The organism is Caballeronia pedi, from assembly GCF_001544915.2.
GTDB lineage: Bacteria > Pseudomonadota > Gammaproteobacteria > Burkholderiales > Burkholderiaceae > Caballeronia > Caballeronia pedi.
On record NZ_FCOE02000028.1, the window covers coordinates 48,325 to 72,952 of the forward strand.

Consider the following 24,628-nt stretch of genomic DNA (forward strand, 5'->3'; position numbering starts at 1 on the left):
CGATTCATCTCCCGTGCGCATGGCGCAGCAGGAAAGCCAGGATCGCTTCGCCAAACGCGTTGTTGCTTTCGGCGGCGATCGTGTGGCCAGCATTTCGCACGTCTGCATATTCGGCGTGCGGACAAAAATCAAGAAATGCGCGCGCGCCTGCTTCACTGACGACCTCTGAACGCGCGCCGCGCACGAGCAGTGTCGGGGGGCGCACGTTGCGCGCGCTCGCGGCAAGACGCGACTGGCGGCGTGAAAGGTCGTGCGGCCACGCCGCGAATGCCGGATCCCAGTGCCAGCGATACTTCCCGTCGTCGCAGCAGCGCACGCTTTGCATCAACGCTTCCCGCTTGGACAGGCGCGCACCTGTCGGAACGGCTTGCCGAAACGCGTCGATCAGTTCGTCGAGCGCTGCAAAACCTCGCGAATGTTGCCGCATGAACGTCTGTAATCGGGTCACGGCGGGTGGCTCAATGTGCGGCGCGAAGTTGACCAGCACGAGCGCGTGCGCTTCCAGATAGCGTTCGCCGACCGCGAGCAAGCTCGTATTGCCCCCCATACCTGCGCCGACGAGTACGGGGCGCCGCACATCGAGTTGCGCAGCGATGGCTTCGAGATCGCGCACCATCGCCCCTTGGCTGTAATTGCAGATTGGGGACCAGTCTGAGTCGCCGTGTCCCCTCGCGTCGAATGTGATCGCATGAAAGCCCGCTTTCGCCAGCGCTCGCGCGGTGTCACTCCACGCATGACGGGTTTGGCCGCTGCTGTGCAGCAAGATCACCGGTACGCCTGCCGGATTGCCCCACGCGGTCCCGGCCAGACGGTTGCCATCCGCGCCGGTCCACACTTGGGTCTGCGCGGATGCGCCATGCAAGGGTTTCTCCGCGCTCATCGAAAACGTCGTGATCATGTTCAAGCCGAAACCCGTGTAAGCGCTCCATTCTTGCCGGGGCGGAGCAAGCTCAACAGGGTCGCAACATTTTCGAGCTTTTCGAGGCTGAAGACGCGCTCGATGATGTCGTCGATACGCGCGGAGGACAACACGTCTTCCGTGTTGCGGCGAAACTTGCCGACAAGTTCATCGTTGCTCATGTAGCTGGACGGTTCCGGCGACGGACTGCCTTTGGGATAGCGACGCTCTCCGGCGAACGTCCGGCCGCGCGCGCGAACCTCGATATTAGCGGGACGGCTGGCGGCATGACTCGTCAACAGCTCCACGTAATCCGGATGCACTTCGTGCGTGACGCGATCCATCAGTCTCATCACAGACGCGCCGAACACGAGCTCGGGGTCCTGCCACGCCTTTCCAGGCGGGACGCGATGTGCACCGAGCGCAAGCCCGTGCGCGATGCTGAACTGCGCGTCGTGAACGTGGCCGATATCGCGATTGAGCCATACTGGTTGTTCGACGAAGCCTTCGACCCAAGCCTTGATGCTCTCGATCTCGTGCGGCTCGATATCGTTCGATTCGACGATTTCGATGAGCGCGTCGAGCAATGCATGGAGGATCCGGCAGTGAGGGTAGGGTTTATACGCCTGTTCCGTAATAAACCGCCAGGCTTCACCGAGTTCCGCGGTGATGCACTCGGGCTCCCAACGACGTGTGCCGATGAAGCGCGGAAAGCCGAATTCCCGGTCGTCCAGGATCTGTAGATCGCCACGGTGGCCAAGCTCCGCCATGTGAGCGGCGGTCATCGCTGATTGCGTCAGCGCGCCTGCGAGCAGGTACTTGATCGTCGAACTGGGCGCGTGCTGAAACCACGCAACTTGCGAATTCACCGGCGAGATGCTTCCGGCGATGCCGAGCGCGTTCGCAACCACCGTCGCCGGCAGCGCCTTGAGCTTGACGATCGCCGCCGTCGCGCCGAATACGGTGCTGCTATAACCGTAGACCGGCGGCGGCGACACCTTGCCATCCTTCGTGTCTCGCAGATAATCCATCGCCTTGCCGAGCCGATACGACATTTCGTGCGAAACCGCTATCGCCTCTACAAGCGCCTTGCCCGTTACGCATCGCGCTTCACCGACGGCGAGCGCGCCCGGCAGCACATAAGGCGTGACGTGACCAGGCGGCACGACGGCGTCCATGTCGAGCGCGTTGATCAGTTCGCCGTTGGCGAACGCCGCGCCGAAAATCGATGTTCGTTCGTCGGTTCCGATGACGGTCGCGTCGCCGTTGCCGCCCATCATGCGAGCGTAGTCGATGCCGATCCGCCCCTTGGGCTGTTCGATCGCGGCCACCGCGCAGCCGATCGAGTCGAGCAGGAGGCGTTTGCATTCTTCAACGACGGCTGTGGGCAGATGGTCGAATCGGACGTTCGATGCGAACGTGCCCAACTGCTGAATGAGACTGTCGGCCATGCTGGAATCTCCTGAAACGTTGTCGGCAGCTGCGGAATCATGTTCGGCGAATCCGAGACGCGTCCGGCCGGTGTCGACAGCGAGGGAACGCATCGCTGAAAGGGCAACGGAAATTGAGACTTACTTCACCTGTGCCGCGCGCTCTTCAGCCAGCAAGCGCCTGTAATGCGGCAACGCGGTCAGAAGCAGCGTCGCCGCGATCGCAGACGCAATCGCGCACACGATAGCGATCGAATGTCCGACCATCTTCGGATTCTGGAATACACGATCGGTCAAGAGTGCAATCAGCGTCGGGCCTGCACCGAATCCAACCAGTTGAGCGACGAACGAATAAATGGCGCCGACGGTGCCACGCATGCGACTTGGCGCGACGAGTTGCAATGCAGCGGCCATGCAGCCGGTGGGCAGACTGAAGAAGAACACGATGCCAGCTGCCGCGGCTAGCGCACCAGTCGTTCCCGGTACGAATGGAATGCTCGCGCAACAGAGCATCATCGGAATCATGGCGATCGCGGCGGTGCGCAGCGGAGCATCCTCATAGCCACGTTTCTCCAATTGACGTGCAACCCAGGGACCGGTCAGCGCGCCGGCAATGCCAAAGACCACAACCAGCCCGCCGAAGCGGAACCCGACCAGCGAAGCCGGCATGCCATGCGTGCGAATCAGATAGGAGGGCATCCATGCGGGCATGCCGAGCACGACGATCGCAAGCATGCCGACGCCCAGCAAAATCCTCGCGTAGAACGCGCGGCGCTGCCAAAGATAGCTGGCCGAAGCGCCAGTCGAGAAGTGCCGCTCGTCTTCGCGCGCGCTCATCACGCTGCTACGTGCGGGTTCGCGCATGGTGAGCAATACGACCAGCGCGAAAAGTATCCCGGGCAGCCCGATGATGACGAACGCGAGTTGCCAGGTCTGGAACTGCGTGAGGATCGGAAAGTGCTCGTGAAAAGCGCGTGCGAATTCGATCACAAAGCCGCCCGCGACAAGCGAGAGCCCGCCGCCGAGCATCGGGCCGAGGATGAAGATGCTCATCGCGCGCGGCATCTTCTTCGCCGAAAAGCAGTCGGCGATCATCGAGAGCGCGAGCGGGAATACGCACGCTTCGCTGGCGCCGACGCCCAGTCGGGCGAGGAAAAGCCCGCGATACGTATCCGCGGTGCCGCACAATGCAGTGAAAACACACCACAGGCAGATGGAGACGAGAAGAAGATTGCGCCGGTTGGTCACATCGACGAGCCGACCGAACAGCGGCGATGCAGCCAGATAGGCGGCAATGAAAGCGAAGCCCTGAACCAGGCTCAGTTGCGTGTCGGAGATGGCGAGCGAGCGCTTGATCGGTTCGACCAGCAGATTGAGAAGCTGTCGATCGATGTAGGCGAGGGAATACGCGAGCGTCAGCATCACCAGTACATACCACGCGCGGCCGCTGTCATGGATGACGTGATCGCGAGATAGATGCAAGGGCGTTTGCGCGCTGGCAGCAGCGGCGTCGGACGGCATGTCGTTCATGGCGTTTCTCATTTCTCCTCCGATAAGAGCATTCAAATGTACCTAATTAATGTTAGGTAGTTTGTGCATTGTTTGAACGGTGTTCCATGGGTGTTATCCATGAGTCGGGTGCGTCTACTTGTTATCGGCTCGTGCGTAGGACTGCATCCGGTCCGATGTCGGTGTAAACCCCAAATGACACCTCCAGATGTGAAGAGGAAACTAACTACCAATCGTTAGGTAAAACCTGACGATGCAGGACGAGACTCTCTACAGGCCGAGACAGGATGACCACCCAGATGAAACCCATACGCTCCTTCCTCTTCGTTCCGGGCAACAAGCCGACGTGGATCGAAAAGTCCATCAATTCCAGGGCCGATGCGCTGATCCTGGATCTGGAGGACAGCGTGCCGCCCGCGCAGAAAGTCGAAGGGCGCGAGATCGTGAAGTCCAAACTGGGCTGGCTGGCGGAGCAGAAGCAGCGCGTCTGGGTGCGCATCAACCGCAGCGCACACCTGTACGATTTCGAAGACATTCTGGCTATCGTCAGCCCCGTGGTTGAAGGCATCGTGATTTCCAAGCCCTGCGGGCCGGAAGACATCCACACCGTTTCATCGATGCTCGCCGAAGCCGAGTTTCGCGCCGGCGTGGAAGTGGGTCATACGAAGGTGATTCCGCTGCTGGAGACGGCCCGCTCACTGCAACTGGCCTATGAGATCGCCCAGCACGAGCGCGTGCCCGCCATCGTAGGCGCGACGGCCAAGAACGCCGACGTGGCCCGCGCGCTCAAGACCGTCTGGTCACTCGGCGGTCGCGAGACGCAGTACCTCAAATCACGCATCGTCATGGCCGCGCGCGCCGCGGGCAAACTGCCGATCGGCGGCGTCTGGCAACAGGTGCACGACCTCGACGGACTCAAGATCTCCGCGGCCAACGACAGGCAACTGGGCATGAGCGGAGAACTGGTGCTGCATCCCTCCAACGTCGAGATCGTCAATCAGACCTACAGCCCCGCCGAGGAAGAGGTGGCGTTCTATCAAGGGATGATCGACGCGCTCGACAAGGCCCAGGCCGAAGGCCGCGCATCGTGCCTCTACGACGGCGAACACATCGACATTGCGCATGCCAAGACGGCGCGCGAAATCATCGAACTCGCGCAGTCGTTCAACGGCTGATTGCTGACCAGAATCCCAGGAGACAAACAACATGGCTGGCCTTTACTTCGAAGAATTCAAGCCCGGCATGGTCATCGAACATGCCATCCGCCGCACCGTGACCGAGACCGACAACATCCTGTTCTCGGCCATGACGTACAACTGTGCGCCGCTGCATATCGATGCCGAATACAGCAAGAACACCATGTACGGTCAGCGTCTGGTGAACAGCATGTTCCTGCTGGCGCTGGTGGCGGGTATCACCGTGTATGAAACGACACTGGGCACCACGCTGGGCAATCTCGGCTTTGGCGAGATTGCTTTCCCCAAGCCTACGTTTCATGGCGACACGGTCCGCGTCGAGACGGAGATCGTCGAGACGCGCCTGTCGAAGAGCCGCAAGGACTCGGGCATCGTGACCTTCAGACACATTGCCCGGAACCAGCGCGACGAGATCGTATGCACCGCTGTTCGCACCGGCCTGATGATGCTGCGTCCCGCCGACAAGGCTTGATTTCATCTTCGGAGAAGGACTAGGTCATGGACTACCAACTCAGCGCCGATCAACACGCCATCGTCGATGCAGCTCAGAAGATCTGTACTGACTTCCCGCTCGAATACTGGCGCAACAAGGACAAGAACCACGAATTTCCGCACGAGTTCTTTGAAGCCGTCGCGAGCGGAGGGTGGCTCGGCATCTGCATGCCGGAAGATGTGGGCGGGGCGAATCTGGGCGTGACGGAAGCGGCGCTCTTCATGCGCGCGGTCGCCGAGTGCGGCGGACAGGCGGCGGCGTCCACCATCCACATGAATATCTTCGGCCTGCAGCCCGTCGTGCATTTCGGCACGGAGGCGCAGAAAAAGGCCTGGCTGCCGCCTTTTGCGCGAGGCGAAAACAAGGCGTGCTTTGCAGTGACCGAACCGGACACGGGCCTCGATACCACCAAGCTCAAGGTGACGGCGAAGAAGCAGGCCGATGGCAATTATCTGATTTCGGGCAAGAAGGTTTTCATCTCGACCGCACAGGTTGCCGATCACATTTTGATCCTCGCGCGGACCACGCCGATCGAACAGGTGAAGAAGCACAGCGAAGGACTGAGCCTGTTCTACACGAAGCTCGACCGCGATTACGTCGACATTCGGGAGATCGATAAACTCGGTCGTGCGGCCGTCGATACGAACGAACTGTTCATCGATAACCTGCCGGTGTCGAAAGACGCGCTGATCGGTGAGGAAGGCAAGGGCCTGAGCTATATCTTCCATGGCATGAATGCCGAGCGCGTGCTGGTCGCGGCGGAGCAGATCGGGATCGGCCGCGCCGTGCTCAAGCTGGCGACGCAGTATGCGAAGGAACGCGTGGTGTTCGGCCGGCCGATCGGCAAGAATCAGGGCGTGCAACATCCGCTCGCGCGCAACTGGGCCGAGCTGGAAGCGGCAAATCACATGATTTTTGCCGCCGCGGATCTGTACGACAAGGGTCTGTCCTGCGGCTCCGAAGCGAACGCCGCGAAGCTGCTGGCATCGGAGGCCTGCATGAACGCGTGCCAGACGTCGATCCTCACGCATGGCGGCTTCGGTTACGCGAAGGAGTATCACGTGGAGCGGTTCATGCGCGAAGCCTGGATCGGCTACATCGCGCCGGTCACCCCGCAACTGATCCTGTCGAACATCGCGGAGCGTAAGCTCGACTTGCCCAAGTCATACTAGGCACGGCGGTTCGGGGCATCCCGGGCGTACGAAGAAGAACAATTTGGCGGCAGCCGTTAATCCAACCGTTATCGGTCGCCAATCAGGCAAACGGAAGTCTGTATCAGGCGGTCCCGGTGTATACAAGCCAGATTCCGCTTGCATGCGGGTTTAGGAGACAAGCATGTCAGCTGCAAAACCCCTGCAGGGTATTCGTGTTCTCGATCTGACCGTGGCGTTGGCCGGGCCCTATGGATCACTGCTACTCGGTGGTCTGGGCGCCGAAGTCATTCGCGTCGAATCGCCCGGCGGCAGCGATATCGCGCGTAGCAACCCGCCTTATGTGGGCAAGGAAGGCATCCACTTCGGTGTCAGGCGCGAGGAAGAGGTTTCGCTAACCATCCTGAATCGCGCACGCAACAAGAAAAGCATTACGCTCGATCTGAAATCCGAGCAGGGCCTGGCTCTCTTCATGGATTTGGTCAAGGAATGCGACGTCGTCATTGAAAACGCCAGCGAAGGCGCGACCGCGCGCCTCGGCGTGGACTACGAAAGCGTGCGCAAGGCCAATCCTAAAATCATCTACGCATCGATCAAGGCTTTTGGCGAGCCTAGCCCTTACCCCAATCTCAAGGGGATGGACATCATCGTGCAGGCGCTGTCCGGCATCATGGACGTGACCGGTGTCGCCGACGGCCCTCCCACGCGATGGGGCCTGCCGATCGCCGATCTCGTCGCGCCGTTGTATGCGGTCAATGGCATCCTCGCCGCGCTCATTCATCGCGGCAAGACGGGTGAAGGGCAACGAGTACAGGTCTCGATGCTCGACTGCCTGTCGTCGATGGTGGCCGAGGAGCACTTCGATGTGTTCCTCGCGAACGGTTATCCGAAGCGCTCGGGCAATTTCCACGATCGCCTGGTGCCGTTCGGCGTATACGCGACGCTCGATGGTCACGTGGCCATGGTCGCTTTCCAGCCCGACTGGTTCCAGAACCTCATGGAAGCCTTGGGCAAACCCGAGCTGGCCAAGGATCCGCGCTACGCCACGCGTGGTCCGCGCATGAAGCATGCGGCCGAGATCAACGCCATGATCGAAGAGTGGGCACGGCAGCGCAGCACGGAAGAGGTCATCCGCGAGTTGCAGGAAAAGCGCGGCGTGCCCGCGGCCCCGGTGCGCTCGCCGCTCGACGTGCTCAAGGACCCGGAATTGCAGGAGCGCGGCGCCGTGGTCAAACTGCAGCATCCGGGTCTCTCCGATGTCCACGCCATAGGCATGGGACTGCCCATCAGCTTCTCACAAACGCCGGTGCAGTTCGACCAGCCGGCACAGGAACTCGGCGCATCGAATGAAGAGATTTATCGTGATCTTCTGAAGCTGCCGGACGATCGGCTGCGGCAACTGCGCGACGAAGGAGTGATCTGACATGTTCGCCGCATCTTCCCGTGGAGGCCCGCTTGCAGGCGTCAGGGTTGTCGAGATCGCAGGCATCGGTCCCGGGCCGCTGGCGGCGATGTTTCTGGCAGACCTCGGCGCGACCGTGATCCGTGTCGATCGCAAGGAGCCTTCGGGCCTCGGCGCGCCGCGTCCTGCGCAGTTCGATCTGGGGCTGCGCAATCGCAAGTCCATCCGCGTCGATCTGAAAGACCCGGACGCCGTAGAGATGGTGCTTGAGTTGATTGCGCAGGCCGACGCGCTGATCGAAGGCTTTCGTCCCGGCGTGATGGAACGGCTGGGTCTCGGGCCGGACACGTGTCTCACGCGCAATCCGCGTCTCGTGTACGGCCGTGTGACGGGCTGGGGGCAGGACGGACCGCTCTCGCAGGTGGCCGGGCACGATCTGAACTACATCTCGATCACGGGAGCCTTGCATGCGATGGGGCGCGCGGGGCAGGCGCCCACGCCGCCGCTCAACGTGCTCGGCGACTATGCGGGCGGCGCGTTGTATCTGGCGTTCGGACTGCTCGCGGGCATCATCGAGGCGCGCGGTTCCGGCAAGGGCCAGGTCGTGGACGCCGCGATGGTGGACGGCGTGGCCTCCATCATGACGGTGACGATGGGTCTTCACGCGGCAGGCATGCTCGGCAAGGAACGTGGCACCAATCTGCTCGATACCGGCGCGCACTTCTACGAGGTGTATGAATGCGCCGATGGAAAGTTCGTGAGCGTCGCGCCGATCGAGGGCAAGTTCTACAGGCTCTTGCTTGAAAAGCTCGAGTTACAGGACCATCCGCTGCTTCAAAAGCAGATGGATCGCACGCAATGGCCGCAAGCCAAAGCGGTGCTTGCCGCGAAGTTCAAGGAACAGTCGCGCGATGAGTGGACGCGGCGCTTCGGGCAACTGGACGTCTGCCTTGCGCCGGTGCTCGACTTCGACGAGGCATCGAGTCATCCACACATCGAGGCGCGCGGAACGTTGATCGATCTGGACGGAGTGACGCACCCCGCGCCCGGCCCACGTTTTTCACGAACGCCCGCCGCGCGACCCGAGTCGCCAGCGGCATTGAGCACCGACAACGCCGTCGATGCGCTGCGTGGGTGGCTGCCGGACGAACGCATCGAAACTTTGCGCGCGCACGAGACCTTCATCTGAGGCATGGTGCATACAAACCCGATCAACCGCCGGCGCACCGCCGGGCAACTTCGCTCCACGGTTCCAACGCACGTTGAGGGCAGGGAACAGGGAGCAGGCAACGAGCTTACCGAAATGACATCGCATACTTCCGATCTGACCGCGCTGGATCGCCTCACGCGCGGCCGCTCCACGTGTCGTGCCTACGAACACAAGGCGCTGGATGCCGACCTCATACGCAGCATCGTAGGCATGGCGAGTCGCTCGGCTTCCTGGTGCAACGTGCAACCGTGGAAACTGGTCATCACTGAAACCCTGGAGAGCACGGAGCGCTTCCGCGAGGCGCTGATGGAGCGCGCGCAGAACCATCCGGAAACAGAGTCCGATTTGCCATTTCCGCCGGGCTATAAGGGCATTTACGGCGAGCGGCGGCGCGGGGCGGGCATCGCGCTTTATTCGTCCCTCGGCATCGGCCCTAAGGATACCGAACGCAGCGCCCAGCAAGCATTCCGCAATTTCCGCATGTTCGATGCGCCGCACGTGGCCATCATCACGGTGCCTGCGGAGCTGGGTCCTTATGCGCTCGTGGATGCAGGCGGCTTCGTCTCCTCGTTTCTGCTCGCGGCTTATGCACATGGCGTGGCCACCACGCCTCAGGGCGCGCTCGCTCGCCACGCGCACTTCGTGCGCGAGTACTTCGGTATCCCCGATACACAGCATATGATTTGCGGCATTTCGTTCGGCTTTGCGCAGGCCGGACACCCGGTCAACCAGTTTCGCACCACCCGCGCTGGCGTAGACGATCTGGTGCGCTTCACCTGAGCGATGCACGCATGAGCGACACGAATACTGCAGCCCGGCGACTGCTGGGCGACATCGCGCCCGGTCTGGCGAAACTGACCGACGACGTCCTGTTCGGCCAGATCTGGGAACGCCCGGGACTGTCGAAACGCGATCGCAGTCTCATCACCTGTGCCGCGCTCGTCGTCACAGGAAAAACCGAGCAGGTGAGCGGGCACTTCCGACGCGCCATCGAGAACGGCGTCACGCGTGAGGAACTGATCGAACTCATTACGCACCTGGCCTTTTATGGCGGATGGCCCAACGCGGTCAGCGCCGCCGTGCGCGCGAGAGAAGCGCTGGGCGCGAATGAATAACAAGGGGAACATCGTGTCACTGCTGATTGACCACCCCGCGCCGCAGGTGCGCCGCTTCACGCTGAATCGCGCCGAGCGCATGAACGCGCTCGATGGTCCAACCTTGCAGAGTCTCAACGACGCGGTGCGCGACTGTGCTTCGGCTGCCGGCCAAGTCAAGGTGCTGGTGATACGGGGCAGCGGTCGGGCGTTCTGCGCGGGCAACGACCTCAAATGGCTCGCGAGCGGCGTGCTGGCTGACCGCGCTGCGCACATGCGTCATCAGGATCTGATGCAGGACACCTATGAACGCTTGGAGTCCGTACCGCAGATCGTGTTGGCGAGCATCAACGGCTATGCCCTCGCGGGAGGCTTCGAGCTGGCGCTGGCCTGCGACGTGATGATCGCCGATGAAGCGGCTGAACTCGGCGACGAGCATATTCGGCGCAGCCTTCTTCCGAGCGGCGGCAGTTCTCAACGGCTGCCGCGCAAGCTGCGCTTGCAGCGTGCCATGTACTATCTCGTCACGGGTCGTCGCATGACGGGACGTGAAGCTGCGGACATGGGGCTGGCTGCCTTGGCTGCTCCCTCTCTGCAACTGGAGAGCATCACGCTCGAGCTGGCGCAGGAGATCGCCCAAGCCGACGCACTCGCGCTGGCGTCCATGAAGCAGATGGCGCGCCGCGCGATGGAGCTGCCACTCTCCGATGGCCTGCGCTACGAGCGCTGGATGCAGCATCGCTACCGCACGCAGTCGCCGTCCCTGGAGGCGGGCGTACAGGGCTTTGCCGGCACTACGGGGAGCTGAATCGAACGAGAACGTTTGATGACGTTCTGTCCGGTATGCCCGGCGAACCCGATTGGATCAAAGCGCACCATCGAAATCGGCGAGCTGCGCTTGCAGAAGCGCGGCCGTTTCCTTCAATGCGGGCGCGATGCGGTCGCGCTCGAACTCCAGATCCAGCTCGACGTCGGCTTTCCCGCAGCTCATTCCCAGGAGAATGCCCTCGCGACCGATGCGTACAGGCAGCGCAACGCCCCACGTGCCGCGCTGGAAGCCGCCCATCACGGCACATGTGCCGGTGGTTTCGAGCTCATGGAACGAGGCGTGAATGGCGTCGCCCAATGCGTCGCCCTGGGGTCCCGCGTGCCGCTTGTGTGCTTCTATCAGTAGCGCCTGCTCTTCCTGAGGCAGTCCCCAAAGATATGCCCTGCCGATGGACGTCGTGCTCATAGGCAATACCGAACCGACGCCGAGCCGCAAGGTGGCCACTTTGCGGCTCACCCGATAGTCGACGTAGAGCATGTCCAGGCCATCCTGCAGACCAAGCGCGACCGAGACATCGAGCCGATCAGCCAGTTCCTGCAGAAGAGGCTGCGCCGCCTGCAGCAATGCGTTAGACCCGAGATAGGCGTGACCGATGGCCAATGCACCCGTCGATAGTTCGAATCCGCGGCTGCCCGGGACGGATCGCAAGAATCCCACCTGCAGCAACGTAGATGTCAATCTGGACACGGTCGCTTTGGGGAGTCCCGTGCGTCTGACGAGTTCGGCATTGGTGAGCGGTGTACGATCCGACTGAAACGCACGCAGGACGTGCAGTCCGCGCTCGACCGTCATCAGCGTGGATCTATCGGCGGCATGTCCCTGTGGCGTGTTCATGGCAATCTGCTCGACGGTGTGATTTCCCCAGCCATTCGTACAAGCGCAGGTCCCAGTTCACGCATGCTCCGCGCCCGGCCGAGCAGCATCGACGGTCCCATGCAGCTCACGGCCAGCGGAGCTTCGCCGGGTAACCGGACCGGCGCGGACACCATGGTCATGGGCCGGCCCGATTCTCCCAACGCGACACAGAAGCCGCTTTCCCGCACCTGCCCGATGGCATCCGCGGAACGACGGCGAACGTGCTTCCATGTCTCGGTCGTGTCGGACGAGCGGTGAAGCTCGGCGCTTTTGAACAGAAAATCACGCTCGGCGTCCGGAAGGCTGGCGAGCAAGGCCCAGCCCGCCGCGGATGAAGCAAGTCCCGATCTCGATCCGATTTCCAACTGGAGCGCGGCGGGGATCGAGTTCGTGCAGCAACCGTCGATCACGACCAGGTCCAGCCGGTTGCGAACGCTCAGTTGCACGTGTACCTGATGGCGATCGGCAAACAGGCGCATCCGGTCATGCGCCGCTTCGCGGATTTCGATGTCTGCCGCCGCGCGGTATCCCAAAGCGAGCGCCGAAGGATTGAGACAGAAACGTCTGCTGCTCGAATCGCAGCGCAGATAGCCCAGCGCGATCAGCGTGCGAGTCAGACGTGTCACCGTAGAGGCGGGAAGCCCGGCGCGCACGGCGAGTTCACGGTTGCACAGCCAACGATCCGCTGGCGTGAAAGATGAAAGGATGGCCAATGCGCGGGCAAATGGCGTCACCACAGGGCGCGATTGCCCCGAGGGCTGCGAACTCGAACTACCAGAGATTGAGCATGAATGTTGCATAACGTTGCCCGCTACAAAACCGGCTCGTCAAACTAACATTCATTAGAATGCAAATGGCCTCCGAAGTCGATTGGGGTTAACCTGATCCAGCCGGCTGTCGCTCACGAGCGGTGAGGGCATCGGTTTGGATCGATCAGCAGATTGCCGATCCGCGCTGCCGCCAGGCTGCCTAACCAAGCCAGCGTGCATCGGGCCAGCGGCCGCTCTCGAATGTGGACTTGACGCAGTCCAGCAGCACCTCGACGACGCAGCGCACGGGCGCCGTGGCTTGTCGGCTGGCGGGCGCTGCCAGCACGATGGTTCGCTTGAGCGCAGGGGAGATCAGCGGGGCCGCGCTGAGGGTTCGCCGCGCGACCTCCTGCGTGACACCCACCGCCGGAAGGATGGTCCAGCCGTGTCCTTGTGCAACCAGTTCCTTCTGAACGCTCAGCGCATTGGTTTCGGCGAACACCTGCAGTGTCACGCCAGCCTCGGTCGCGGCGTGCTCGATGACGGCACGCAAGCCCTGTGGCGCGGCGGGGAGGATGAAAAGCTCGCGTGCAACGCGCGCGAGCGTGAGCGGTCGCTTGCGGGACAGCATCGCCGAGGGCGCCGCCACTGCCCAGAGACTCTCCTCGAGCAGCGGCTTTACGTGCAGCGCGGAGGTTTCCTTCTGCCCATAGAGCAAGGCGGCATCCACATCGCCGGCCTGGAGCCAGTCCTGAAGGTGCCCCGCATAACCGATGGTCAGTCGCAGACGGATGTGCGGGTAACGCTTCGCCACTTCGCCTGCCAGCAGCGTGGCCAGAACGTCCGACGTGCTGGCAAGCAGGCCGATACTGACGATGCCCGAAACCGGCCCCTCGACAGGCTGAATTTCTGCCTTGGCGCGCGCGACTTCGTCGAGGATGCGGCGAGCGTATTCGAGCATGGTTTTGCCCGAAGCCGTGAGCTGCATGCCATGGCGGCTGCGGTCGAAGAACTCCGTGCCCATGTCCTCTTCGAGCAGTCGCAGTTGCCGGGATACCGCGGGCTGCACGAGGTTGAGAAGGGTGGACGCCCGGGTTACGTTGCCGGTTTCGGCCACGGTGACGAAGGCGCGCAGTTGCTTGAGATCCATCACACATACCTCGATGCCGAAAAATGATGGTGCGATCAGTTATTTCTATTTTTCCAATGATCCATCAAATATTACTATGACTCGACCAAAGCTACTTACGGATTTCCCTTCATGAGCGCTTCCATGCTTTCCGCCCCGGACCAATACCAGGAGATTCGTGACGCCGTGCGCGCCCTGTGTAGTCAGTTTCCCGCTGACTATCACCGCAAGATCGACGAGGCGCGTAGTTATCCGGAGGAATTCGTCAACGCCCTGACGAAGGCCGGCTGGCTTGCCGCGCTGATTCCGCAGGACTATGACGGCCCCGGTCTGTCGATGGCCGAAGCCTCCGTCATCATGGAGGAGATCAACCGCTCAGGCGGCAACTCTGGCGCGTGCCACGGTCAGATGTACGTAATGAATACGATCGTGTTCAGTGGCACGGAGGCGCAGAAGCAACGCTATTTGCCCCGCATCGCCGCGGGCGAGTTGCGTGTGCAATCGATGGGCGTGACCGAGCCCTCCACGGGCAGCGACACCACCAAGCTCAAGACCACGGCCGTAAAAAAGGACGGCCGCTGGGTCATCAATGGCCAGAAAGTCTGGATATCACGCGTGCAGCACAGTGACCTGCTGATCCTGCTGGCGCGCACCACGCCACTCGACCAGGTGCAAAAGAAGAGCGATGGCCTGTCGTGTTTCATCGTCGAGCTGGACAAGGCTATCGGCAATGGTCTGACAGTGCAGCCTATTCTCAACATGGTCAACCACGAGACCAACGAGCTGTTCTTCGACAACCTCGAATTGCCTGAGGATGCACTGCTGGGCACTGAGGGCAAGGGCCTGAAGGTGATCTTCGACGGATTGAACGCAGAGCGCACGCTGATTGCCGCCGAATGCATCGGAGACGGTTACTGGTTCCTCGAAAAGGCGCGGGATTACGCGAACGAACGCAAGGTCTTCGGCCGTCCCATCGGTCAGAACCAGGGTATCCAGTTCCCGCTCGCCGAATCGTTCATCGAGCTCGAGGCCGCCAATCTGATGCGCTGGCGCGCCTGCCAGAAGATCGATGCGCGCGAGAACGCGGGCGTCGAAGCCAACATGGCCAAGTACCTGGCGGCCAAGGCCAGTTGGGAAGCTGCCAATGCGTGCCTGCAAACACATGGCGGGTTCGGCTTCGCTTGCGAATACGACGTGGAGCGCAAGTTCCGTGAAACCCGTCTGTATCAGGTCGCGCCCATCTCCACCAACATGATTCTCGGACACGTGGCCGAACACGTGCTGCACCTTCCGCGTTCTTACTGATATCTGATTGGAATACCGGTCATGAAAATTATCGTACCCGTCAAGCGAGTGGTCGATTACAACGTCAAGGTTCGCGTCAGAAGCGATGGCGCCGGCGTGGACATCGGCAACGTCAAGATGAGTATGAACCCGTTCGATGAAATTGCCGTCGAGGAAGCGGTGCGGCTCAAGGAAAAAGGCGTGGCGACCGAAGTCGTCGCGGTGTCCTGCGGTGCGGCGCAGTGTCAGGAAACGTTGCGCACGGCGATGGCCATCGGCGCTGATCGCGGCATTCTCGTGGAGACCAACGCCGAGCTTCAACCGCTGGCCGTGGCGAAGCTCCTGAAGGCGCTTGTGGACAAGGAGCAGCCGAGCCTCATCATCCTCGGCAAGCAGGCTATCGACGACGACGCCAACCAGACCGGGCAGATGCTCGCGGCGCTCGCCGAACTGCCGCAGGCCACGTTTGCGTCGAAAGTGGAATTAGCCGGCGATTGGGTCGATGTAACACGCGAAGTGGATGGCGGCCTGGAAACACTGTCGCTGTCCATCCCGGCGGTCATCACCACCGACCTGCGCCTGAATGCACCACGCTACGTGACGCTGCCCAACATCATGAAGGCCAAGAAAAAGCCGCTGGACACTGTCAGCCCCGGCGACCTCGGTGTCGATGTGACGCCGCGCCTGAAGACGCTCAAAGTGGCGGAGCCGGCAGGGCGCAAGGCCGGCGTGAAAGTGGCCGATGTGGCCGCGCTTGTGGACAAGCTCAAGAACGAAGTAAAGGTAATTTAAGGAGACGATGGAAATGACTGCCCTCGTTATTGCAGAACACGACAATGCGTCCATCAAGCTGGCTACGTTGAACGCTGTCACGGCTGCCACGGCCTGTGGCGGCGAGGTGCATGTGCTCGTGGCCGGGGAAAACGCTGCGGCGGCGGCTCAGGCGGCCGCGCAGATCACGGGCGTGGCAAAAGTTGTCCACGCCGACGGCGCATCGCTCAAGGAGGGTCTTGCAGAGAATGTCGCGGCTCAGGTATTGGCGATCGCGGGCACTTACAGCCATATTTTGTTTCCGGCCACACCAAGCGGCAAAAACGTCGCGCCGCGCGTGGCAGCAAGGCTGGACGTGGCGCAAATCAGCGACATCATCAGGGTAGACAGCCCCGACACCTTCGAGCGTCCGATCTACGCCGGCAATGCGATTGCCACGGTGCAAAGCGGCGACGGCGTCAAGGTGATCACGGTTCGGACAACCGGTTTCGATGCCGCCGCCGCAACGGGCGGAAGTGCCCTCATTGAAACGATCAAGGCCGAGTCCGACACGGGCAAGAGCCGCTTCCTGAATCGTGAAGTCACCAAGAGCGACCGGCCCGAATTGACAGCGGCCAAGATCATCGTCTCAGGGGGACGAGCGCTGGGCAGCGAAGCGATGTTCCAGCAGCTAATCACGCCGCTGGCCGACAAACTCGGCGCAGCGATCGGCGCGTCGCGCGCCGCCGTGGACGCGGGCTATGCGCCGAACGACCTGCAGGTGGGGCAGACGGGCAAGATCGTGGCGCCGCAGTTGTATGTCGCCTGCGGAATCTCCGGGGCGATCCAGCATCTGGCGGGGATGAAGGATTCCAAGGTGATCGTGGCAATCAACAAGGACCCGGAAGCACCGATCTTCAGCGTCGCCGACTACGGCCTGGAGGTTGATCTGTTCACAGCGGTGCCAGAACTGGTCAACCTGCTGTAGTGCGTGACCGGCTGTCATATCGATCTTCCCTGGTAGAGCGCGATGCATACGAGCCTCAAAAATCCCGATTCCTACGATGCCTGGGCCGGCCGCAGCGAAGAAAATGCGGATCATGTCACCGAGGCGCCTGTGCGCCTCATGCAGGCCACGCTGGACTACCCCGATCCGGCGAAGTTGCCCGCCGAACTGCCGCCGTTGTGGCATTGGCTCTATTTTCTGCCGGGCGAGCGTCAATCCAACATCGGCCTGGACGGGCATCCCCAGCGCGGCGGCTTTCTTCCGCCGATCACCCTTCCGCGGCGCATGTGGGCGGGAGGACGGCTGCAGTTTCTGCGTCCACTGACGTTGGGCGAGCCAGTACGCCGCGTATCGACAATCAAAAGCATCCAGACCAAGTCCGGGCGCAGTGGGGAACTGGTGTTCGTGACCGTGCTGCATGAAGTCGCCGACGCCAAGGGCCTCGCGATCCGCGAGGAGCAGGACCTCGTCTATCGCGATGCACCGGTGCCGGGCGCGCCCGCGCCACAGCCTGCTGCGGCTCGGTCCGACGAACAGTTCAGCCGCACGGTCACCCCCGACCCCGTGCTGCTGATGCGCTATTCGGCGCTGACCTTCAATGGCCATCGCATTCACTATGACCGTCCCTATGCGATGCAGGAAGAAGGCTATCCGGGACTCGTCGTGCATGGGCCGCTGATCGCGACACTGCTCATGGAGGAGCTGCGTCGAGGTCATCCGCAAAGGACAGTTCGCAGCTTCGAATTCAAGGCAGTCGGTCCTTTGTTCGATACCGCGCCGTTCGCGCTCAACGGCAAGCTCGAGGGTGCGACGGCAAGACTGTGGGCGCGCGGTCCTCAAGGCCAGCTGGCGATGCAGGCCAGCGCAGAACTCGAATGAGACCGAGACGATAACCCGAGAGACGATACACGCAATGTCAGAACCCAAACGCAGTGGCCCGCTCAGCGGCATGACCGTCATCACTCTGGAACACGCGATCGCCGCGCCGTTCTGCACACGCCAGCTCGCCGACCTCGGAGCGCGCGTGATCAAGATCGAGCGGCCCGGTGTCGGCGATTTCGCGCGCGCCTATGATCACCGCACGCGCGGTCTGGCCTCGCATTTCGTCTGGACCAATCGCTCCAAGGAAAGCCTGACGCTGGACCTCAAGCAGTCCGCCGCGCTCGAAGTGCTGGACGAACTGATCGCCCACGCCGACGTGCTGGTGCAAAACCTGGCGCCCGGCGCAGCGGCGCGAATGGGTCTGTCGTTCGAAACGCTACACGCGAAATACCCGAAGCTCATCGTCTGCGATATTTCGGGCTACGGCGCGGACGGACCCTACCGCGACAAGAAGGCCTACGACCTGCTGATCCAGAGCGAGGCCGCCTTTCTTTCCATCACGGGCACGCCCGAGGAGCCCAGCAAGGCGGGCAACTCGATCGCCGACATCGCGGCGGGCATGTACGCCTATACGGGCATTCTTAGCGCACTGCTTCAGCGTGGCATCAGCGGTGAAGGCTCGCATGTCGAAGTCTCCATGCTCGAAGCGCTGGGCGAGTGGATGGGCTTTCCCATGTACTACGCCTATGACGGCCAGCAGCCGCCCGGACGCAACGGTGCAGCGCATGCGACGATTTATCCCTATGGCCCATTCAAGGCTGGCGATGGCCGAGTCGTGATGCTGGGGCTGCAAAACGAGCGGGAATGGAAGCTGTTCTGCGACATCGTGTTGCGCCGTTCCGAACTCGCGACCGATCCACGCCTCGACTCCAATGTGCGTCGAGTGGAAAACCGTGCGGTCCTGAAGGAAGTCATCGAACAGGGTTTTGCGAGTCTCACGGCGCCAGATGTCATCGCGCGCCTCGACGAAGCCCAGATTGCCAACGCCGCGGTCAATCAAGTGGGCGATCTGTGGATTCACCCGCAGCTCCACGCGCGCCAGCGTTTCCGTCCCATCGGCTCACCCGCAGGCGAATTGCAGGCGCTGCTGCCGCCCGCAACCGTCAACACCTTCGATGCCCGCATGGATCCCGTGCCCGCGCTCGGCGAACACAGCGCGACGATTCTGCGCGAATTGGGGCGCTCGGATGCCGCCATCAGCAAATTGCAGGCTGACGGAGTGATCTGATCCATGCGCACAAAAACTGAGTCTCCCGTGTGCCATGCGCGCAGTCTGCTGTTTGTGCCGGCCACGAGACCTGAACGCTTCGCCAAGGCTTTGGGTTCGGGCGCGAATTGCATCATCATCGATCTGGAAGACGCCGTGGCCGATGACAGCAAGATCAGCGCGCGCGAGCAACTCGCACAGCACTTGCCTCAACTGACCCCTGCGCAACTGGCACGCACCCTGGTACGCGTCAACGCGGTAGACACGCGCTGGCACGACGCGGAGATTGCGCTGCTGCGAAACTGGTCGGACAAAGGCGTGACCGTGATGCTGCCAAAGTCCGATCACGCAGCCGCGATACGCGACGTGGCGCAAGCCCTCGGCCCCAAGGCGGCCATTGTGGCTCTGGTCGAGTCGTTGAGCGGTCTCGACGCAGCCGATTCGCTGGCGCGCGATCCTCAGGTGATACGTCTCGCCTTCGGCCATCTGGATTTTCAGTTGGACCTGGGCATGCACGCGTCGGCCGAGGAACCCGAACTGGCTTTCGCGCGCAACGCCTTGGTCGCGGCATCGCGCCGCGCGGGACTCACCGCACCCATCGATGGCGTGACGACCGACATCGGCAATACCGAGCGTCTGATTGCCGATGCCCGGCGCGCACGCGCGTTCGGCTTCAGCGGAAAGCTGTGCATCCACCCGTCTCAGGTGGACGCAGTGAACGAAGTGCTGGACTATTCCGATGCCGAAAAGGCGTGGGCGCTGCGCGTTCTGGGCGAGGCGGCGAAGCACGGTGGCGAAGCCTTCCGTCTGGAAGGTGTCATGGTCGATCTGCCGGTGATCCGCGCGGCCGAGGCGATCGTGGCAAGCATAGTTAAATGAGAGCCGAAAGCGCCTGATCAAAGGCGTGTGAGGCAAGATCCCCTGAAGAAGACACAATGAACAGCGAAGACCTTTTGGCCGAGTACGGACCGCGAGAGTCCATGGAGTACGACGTGGTGGTGGTGGGCGGTGGTCCCGGCGGCCTGTCGACAGCCATACGCATCAAGCAATGCGCGGCGGAAGAAGGCCGGGATGTGTCCGTCGTGGTGCTGGAAAAGGGATCCGAGCCGGGCGCTCACATCCTCTCTGGCGCGATCATGGATCCCAACGCACTGACCGAACTCTTTGCGGACTGGAAAGAGCGTGGGGCGCCATTGAAGCAGCCTGTAACTGACGAGGCCTACGTGTTTCTGAGCAAGGAATCGTCCGTGCGCGTTCCCAACATGTTGCTGCCGCCGTTCGCGCATAACCGGGGGAACTATGTCATCAGTCTAGGGGCTTTGACGAAGTGGCTGGCCGAACAGGCCGAATCGCTCGGTGTCGAAATATTTCCGGGATTCGCGGCCGCCGAAGTGCTCTATAACGAACACGGTGCGGTCATGGGTGTAGCGACGGGTAACCAGGGTATAGGCAAGGATGGCAAACCCAACGAGCACTTTCAGCTCGGCATGGAGCTTCATGCCAAGTACACGATTTTCGCCGAGGGCGCACGCGGCCATCTCGGGAAGCAGCTGATCGCACGATATGAACTCGCCGCCGGGCGTGATCCGCAGAGTTTCGGTATCGGCGTCAAGGAACTGTGGGAAATCGATCCCGCGCGCCACAAGCCGGGCTTTGTCATGCACACCGCCGGCTGGCCCATGGATAGCGCGACTTACGGCGGCTCCTTCCTTTACCACCTCGATGAAAACAGGGTCGCCGTGGGTTTCGTCACGGGTCTCGGCTACACGAATCCTTACTTGAGCCCGTTCGAGGAATTCCAGCGCTGGAAGACGCATCCGAGAATCCGCCACTACTTCGAGAACGACAAGGGCGAGATCACGGCGAAGCGCCTGTCCTATGGTGCGCGCGCCATCAATGCGAGCGGTATCAACGCGTTGCCCAAGTTCATCTTCCCGGGAGGGGCGATGGTAGGCTGCGAGGCGGGCTTTCTCAACGTGAGCCGCATCAAGGGCAGTCATGCCGCGATCAAGACCGGCATGCTCGCAGGCGAAGCCGCTTACGCGGCGGTGGCGGCGGGGCGCCAGCACGACGAACTGACGGAGTATCCCCAAGCGTTCGAAAAAAGCTGGCTCTGCGCTGAGCTGCACAAGGACCGCAACTTCAAGAACTGGTTTGCTCACGGGCTTGCTGTAGGTACGCTGATGAATGGCTTCGAGCAGCTCGTTCTGCGCGGTCGCATCCCCTGGACGCTGCGCCGCAAAAAACCTGACCACGCATATTTGAAGCCTGCAAGCGCTTGCCAACCCATCGACTATCCCAGGCCCGATGGCAAGCTGACGTTCGACCGGCTTTCCAGCGTGTTCATCAGCAACACCAACCACGAGGAAAACCAGCCCACGCATCTGACGCTCAAAAATCCGGACGTGCCCGTGAACGTCAACCTGATGACGTATGCAGGTCCGGAAGCGCGCTACTGTCCCGCAGGTGTGTACGAGTTCGTCGATGCCGACGTTCAGGGCGGCAAGCGACTACAGATCAACGCGCAGAACTGCGTGCATTGCAAGACCTGCGACATCAAGGACCCAACCCAGAATATCGTGTGGGTCACGCCTGAGGGTGGAGGCGGTCCCAACTATTCAGGCATGTAGATAAAGTGAGGAAGAGTTGTTTTACCGCATCAACCTTTGCATTTGACCGCGCGCCCATCGTGTGAATCGAAGGGCGCGCTGGTTTGGCTATTGGCCGAGTCTTTGGAAGCAAGCCGGGATTCAGTGCTCCGTGGAGCACATGGCCGTCAGCTCTGCGGCTTTCATCGCCGGATCCATCTCACGCAACGCAGCGAGCAGCTTCCGGGCTCTGCCCTCACCCAGTACGTCACCGGTGAGTTCCATGAACTTCGCGTCCTGCTCGTGTTCCGGCATGGGATTTTTGTCGGTGCCGATCGGATCTTCCACGAACACATGCTCGGAGGAGCCGTCTTTAAATGTGACCGTCACGTCCGCGACGAACTTGCCTGGGTAATCCCTCTCCAGCGCTGGTTCTTCAGTGATGCGGATGCTGCGCGCCATGTCGATCACCGGGGCCATGTCGACCTTGCCCGCGAGATAATCGCGATGGATCGGATAGCCATTCCCATTGCCCAACAGCGTGAACGCTGCCTGAATGGGCAAGCTGAATTGCACATGCTCGATGTTCTTGGGTTCGTAGGCATTCGCGTTGGACGTGCCGACGACGACGTTGAAGTGCGGCGTGATCTTCAGGTGCACGTCGGCAATCTCGTCGCGGCGCGCTGAAAACGGGCGCAGCGCGTCGATATAAGCATGCGTGCAGTAGCAGGCACAATAGGCTTTGAGCCAGACAGTAGCGATCTCGAAAGGCCGACCCGGCGCGAAGCGGTGTTCGGCGGCGTCGCCTGGTGTACGCTGCAGGAAAGCGCGGAAGAATCCCTTGTTTCCGCTCAGAAAAGCCCGCGGTCCGGTGATGCCTGCCGTGGCCATGTCGGCGGCCGCGATGCCATTGCGTGTGCCGATTCCCGCGTGGATGCGCTTGATGGAGCCGCCCGTGGAGGTGTATTCAGTCGTGCCCGAAACATGACTCAGCGCAATCGCCAGCGCTTGCAGCGTCGTTTCTGCATCGAAACCGCGCAGTTTGGCGGCAACGGCCGCGGCGCCGAAGTTGGACAGCGTGCAGTGCGGATGAAAACCGCGTTGCAGCAGGTCGGGCGCAGCAAGCAGTCCGATGCGCGCGTAGACCTCGTATCCGGCGACCATCGCGGTGATCACTTCTTCGAGCGACGAGCCGAGTTCCTCACCGATCGCCAGCGCAGCCGGGATTACGCAACTGCCCGGATGGCTGTAGCTGGGACCGTGGGCATCGTCGTATTCGAATCCATGCCCGTACGAACCGTTGACGAAAGCGGCGTCCATCGCGCTCATCGTAATTGTCGAGGCACTGACGCGGCTTTTGCCCGGTCGTTGCTGGCTCGTCGCGTATCCGAGTAATTGCTCGGACCACGGCATCTTGGAGATACCGATCTGCAGGGCGAGTTGATCGCGCATCAGCCTGTTGATGCCGGCGTGGGCGTGCGAGTCAATATCCTCGTATTTCAGATCCTGGATGAACTGCACCACCGCCTGTTCCAGCGGTGGGCAATTGGATGGCACGGAAGATGGATTTTGTTGTGCGGTTGTCATTGCTGTCTCCTTGGAAAATTATGAGAGTAGTGTTCAGACCCGGCGATAGACGGGCATCTTTCGACTCACCGATAACGCAATGCCGGCGGCGATCAGTGCAACGATAGCCATCAATATGAGCGCGGCGGTGTAGCTACCGGTTCGATCCTTGGTCAGGCCGAGCAGATAGGGTCCTGCAAAGCCGCCCAGATTGCCGACAGCGCCGATCCACGCGATGCTGGCCGCTGCGGCGGATCCCGAGAGCAGTTCCGTGTTGATGGCCCAGAACGCGGGCAGTGCGCCAAATACGCCGAAGGCCACGAGGCAGAAGAAAATGAGTTTCGCGGCGGGATCGTCGGACAAGCTGGCGCCGACGAGGGAAGCGGCGGCGATGAGCGCGGGCAACGCAATGTTCCAGCGGCGTTCCCCGGTGCGATCGGAGCGGCGCGCCCAGCCCACAAGACTGGCGGAGCCGATCACATAGGGAATGGCCGTGACGAAGCCCGTCTGCGCATTGCTCAAGCCGAAGGATTTAACGATCTGCGGCAAGAAGAAGCCTACACCGTAGATCGTCAGAAAGAAGCCGAAGGCCATGGTGGCGAGCGTCCAGACCCGTTTGTCGCTAAAGACTTGCGCGATGGGAATGTTGTGGTCCTCGCGTCGCTGCGCGTCTTCCTTGCTCATACGGTCGGATAGCCAGCCGCGCTCCTCTGCCTGGAGCCAGTGCGCGTTGTCGGGGGTGCCCTTGAGGTATTGAATGATGACGATGCCCAGAATGAGCGCGGGCAACGCCTCGATGAGGAACATCCACTGCCAGCCCTGCAGCCCGGCCAGGCCATTAAGCCCATGCAGGCTTAAGAGCATGCCTGATATGGGCGAACCAATCACCGACGACAGTGGCGCGGCAACCAGGAGATAACCCATGACACGTGCGCGATAAGCCGAGGGAAACCACAACGTGAGGAAATACGCTACGCCGGGGAAAAAGCCCGCTTCGGCCAGACCCAGCAGAAGGCGGACGGCATAGAAGCTATGCGGGCCGACAACAAAGGCTGTCGCGCCCGAGATCAAGCCCCACGTAATCATGATGCGCGCGAGCCACACGCGCGCTCCTACGCGAACCAGCAGCAGGTTCGAGGGCACCTCGAACAGGAAATAAAGGAGAAAGAACAGCCCTGAACCCAGACCGTATTGCGCGGCCGTCAGCCCAATGGCCTGATTCATCTGCAGACTGGCGAACCCGACGTTCACACGATCGAGAAAGGATACGAAATAGCACAGCGCAAAGAATGGCACCAGACGCCGAAATACCTTGCGCATGGTGGTTTGCTCAAGCGAATCCATGCTGTCTCCGAATAGTATTTGTATCGCGGGAAGGCGTTGTGTCACCTTCCGCGCGT

At 61.6% G+C, this 24,628-nt stretch carries 23 protein-coding genes; 15 read left to right on the forward strand and 8 right to left on the reverse strand.

Going from position 1 to position 24,628, the window contains the following annotated elements; genetic code table 11:
- Positions 1-4 precede the first annotated feature (4 nt).
- From AWB80_RS30275 to AWB80_RS30285, 3 genes are all read right to left on the reverse strand, one after another.
- The gene (locus AWB80_RS30275) at positions 5-898 is read right to left on the reverse strand and encodes an alpha/beta fold hydrolase (RefSeq protein WP_061178372.1); all 894 of its coding nucleotides are present in this window, start codon (positions 896-898) and stop codon (positions 5-7) included.
- A gap of 2 nt (positions 899-900) precedes the next feature.
- On the reverse strand, positions 901-2,349 hold the full coding sequence (locus AWB80_RS30280) for an MmgE/PrpD family protein (RefSeq protein WP_061178373.1): 1,449 nt from the start codon (positions 2,347-2,349) through the stop codon (positions 901-903).
- Between the two features lie 120 nt (positions 2,350-2,469).
- The gene (locus AWB80_RS30285; protein ID WP_244206805.1) at positions 2,470-3,858 is read right to left on the reverse strand and encodes an MFS transporter; all 1,389 of its coding nucleotides are present in this window, start codon (positions 3,856-3,858) and stop codon (positions 2,470-2,472) included.
- A 266-nt stretch (positions 3,859-4,124) separates the two neighbouring features.
- Here AWB80_RS30285 and AWB80_RS30290 point away from each other — a divergent pair, with 266 nt between their 5' ends.
- The 8 genes from AWB80_RS30290 (at position 4,125) to AWB80_RS30325 (ending at position 11,191) form a co-directional block, all read left to right on the forward strand.
- Entirely contained in the window at positions 4,125-5,012 is an 888-nt protein-coding gene (locus tag AWB80_RS30290; protein WP_061178375.1) for an HpcH/HpaI aldolase/citrate lyase family protein, read from the forward strand.
- Positions 5,013-5,043: 31 nt separating this feature from the next.
- A complete protein-coding gene (locus AWB80_RS30295; RefSeq protein WP_061178376.1) occupies positions 5,044-5,505 on the forward strand; it encodes a MaoC family dehydratase in 462 nt (153 codons plus the stop codon).
- 26 nt (positions 5,506-5,531) lie between these two features.
- Positions 5,532-6,698, forward strand: a complete 1,167-nt coding sequence (locus tag AWB80_RS30300; protein ID WP_061178377.1) for an acyl-CoA dehydrogenase family protein — start codon at positions 5,532-5,534, stop codon at positions 6,696-6,698.
- Between the two features lie 163 nt (positions 6,699-6,861).
- Positions 6,862-8,100, forward strand: a complete 1,239-nt coding sequence (locus tag AWB80_RS30305) for a CaiB/BaiF CoA transferase family protein (RefSeq protein ID WP_061178378.1) — start codon at positions 6,862-6,864, stop codon at positions 8,098-8,100.
- Between the two features lies 1 nt (position 8,101).
- Positions 8,102-9,268, forward strand: coding sequence for a CaiB/BaiF CoA transferase family protein (locus AWB80_RS30310; protein ID WP_061178379.1), 1,167 nt, complete (start codon positions 8,102-8,104; stop codon positions 9,266-9,268).
- A gap of 3 nt (positions 9,269-9,271) precedes the next feature.
- Complete coding sequence (locus tag AWB80_RS30315; protein WP_244206806.1) at positions 9,272-10,069, forward strand: nitroreductase family protein; 798 nt, start codon at positions 9,272-9,274, stop codon at positions 10,067-10,069.
- Between the two features lie 11 nt (positions 10,070-10,080).
- Positions 10,081-10,404 (forward strand): carboxymuconolactone decarboxylase family protein, encoded by a 324-nt coding sequence (locus tag AWB80_RS30320; RefSeq protein ID WP_061178381.1) that lies wholly within the window; start codon positions 10,081-10,083, stop codon positions 10,402-10,404.
- 13 nt (positions 10,405-10,417) lie between these two features.
- A complete protein-coding gene (locus tag AWB80_RS30325; protein WP_087131704.1) occupies positions 10,418-11,191 on the forward strand; it encodes an enoyl-CoA hydratase-related protein in 774 nt (257 codons plus the stop codon).
- Between the two features lie 57 nt (positions 11,192-11,248).
- Here the strand turns inward: AWB80_RS30325 and AWB80_RS30330 are convergent, their stop codons facing one another.
- From AWB80_RS30330 to AWB80_RS30340, 3 genes are all read right to left on the reverse strand, one after another.
- Complete coding sequence (locus tag AWB80_RS30330; RefSeq protein ID WP_061178382.1) at positions 11,249-12,046, reverse strand: IclR family transcriptional regulator; 798 nt, start codon at positions 12,044-12,046, stop codon at positions 11,249-11,251.
- Positions 12,043-12,801 carry an IclR family transcriptional regulator gene (locus AWB80_RS30335; RefSeq protein ID WP_244206810.1) on the reverse strand — a complete coding sequence of 253 codons (759 nt, stop codon included), beginning with the start codon at positions 12,799-12,801 and terminating at the stop codon, positions 12,043-12,045. The genes AWB80_RS30330 and AWB80_RS30335 overlap by 4 nt, the downstream gene beginning before the upstream one ends.
- A gap of 235 nt (positions 12,802-13,036) precedes the next feature.
- Positions 13,037-13,966, reverse strand: coding sequence for a LysR substrate-binding domain-containing protein (locus AWB80_RS30340; protein WP_061178384.1), 930 nt, complete (start codon positions 13,964-13,966; stop codon positions 13,037-13,039).
- A gap of 111 nt (positions 13,967-14,077) precedes the next feature.
- Between AWB80_RS30340 and AWB80_RS30345 the strand changes: the two genes are divergently transcribed.
- From AWB80_RS30345 to AWB80_RS30375, 7 genes are read left to right on the forward strand one after another with little or no spacing between them, the layout of a single operon-like run.
- Complete coding sequence (locus AWB80_RS30345; RefSeq protein ID WP_208635711.1) at positions 14,078-15,250, forward strand: acyl-CoA dehydrogenase family protein; 1,173 nt, start codon at positions 14,078-14,080, stop codon at positions 15,248-15,250.
- Positions 15,251-15,271: 21 nt separating this feature from the next.
- Complete coding sequence (locus AWB80_RS30350) at positions 15,272-16,021, forward strand: electron transfer flavoprotein subunit beta/FixA family protein (protein WP_061178386.1); 750 nt, start codon at positions 15,272-15,274, stop codon at positions 16,019-16,021.
- A gap of 13 nt (positions 16,022-16,034) precedes the next feature.
- Positions 16,035-16,967 (forward strand): electron transfer flavoprotein subunit alpha/FixB family protein, encoded by a 933-nt coding sequence (locus AWB80_RS30355; RefSeq protein WP_061178416.1) that lies wholly within the window; start codon positions 16,035-16,037, stop codon positions 16,965-16,967.
- A gap of 42 nt (positions 16,968-17,009) precedes the next feature.
- Positions 17,010-17,864 (forward strand): HTD2 family dehydratase, encoded by an 855-nt coding sequence (locus AWB80_RS30360; RefSeq protein WP_061178387.1) that lies wholly within the window; start codon positions 17,010-17,012, stop codon positions 17,862-17,864.
- Between the two features lie 34 nt (positions 17,865-17,898).
- Positions 17,899-19,095 (forward strand): CaiB/BaiF CoA transferase family protein, encoded by a 1,197-nt coding sequence (locus tag AWB80_RS30365; protein ID WP_061178388.1) that lies wholly within the window; start codon positions 17,899-17,901, stop codon positions 19,093-19,095.
- A gap of 3 nt (positions 19,096-19,098) precedes the next feature.
- Positions 19,099-19,953, forward strand: coding sequence for an HpcH/HpaI aldolase/citrate lyase family protein (locus AWB80_RS30370; RefSeq protein ID WP_061178389.1), 855 nt, complete (start codon positions 19,099-19,101; stop codon positions 19,951-19,953).
- A 56-nt stretch (positions 19,954-20,009) separates the two neighbouring features.
- On the forward strand, positions 20,010-21,704 hold the full coding sequence (locus AWB80_RS30375; RefSeq protein ID WP_061178390.1) for an electron transfer flavoprotein-ubiquinone oxidoreductase: 1,695 nt from the start codon (positions 20,010-20,012) through the stop codon (positions 21,702-21,704).
- A gap of 120 nt (positions 21,705-21,824) precedes the next feature.
- On the opposite strand, the gene AWB80_RS30380 is transcribed toward AWB80_RS30375, so the two are convergent.
- Both AWB80_RS30380 and AWB80_RS30385 read right to left on the reverse strand, forming a co-directional pair.
- Entirely contained in the window at positions 21,825-23,249 is a 1,425-nt protein-coding gene (locus AWB80_RS30380) for an MmgE/PrpD family protein (RefSeq protein ID WP_061178391.1), read from the reverse strand.
- A gap of 33 nt (positions 23,250-23,282) precedes the next feature.
- The gene (locus AWB80_RS30385) at positions 23,283-24,572 is read right to left on the reverse strand and encodes an MFS transporter (RefSeq protein WP_061178392.1); all 1,290 of its coding nucleotides are present in this window, start codon (positions 24,570-24,572) and stop codon (positions 23,283-23,285) included.
- Positions 24,573-24,628: the final 56 nt, after the last annotated feature.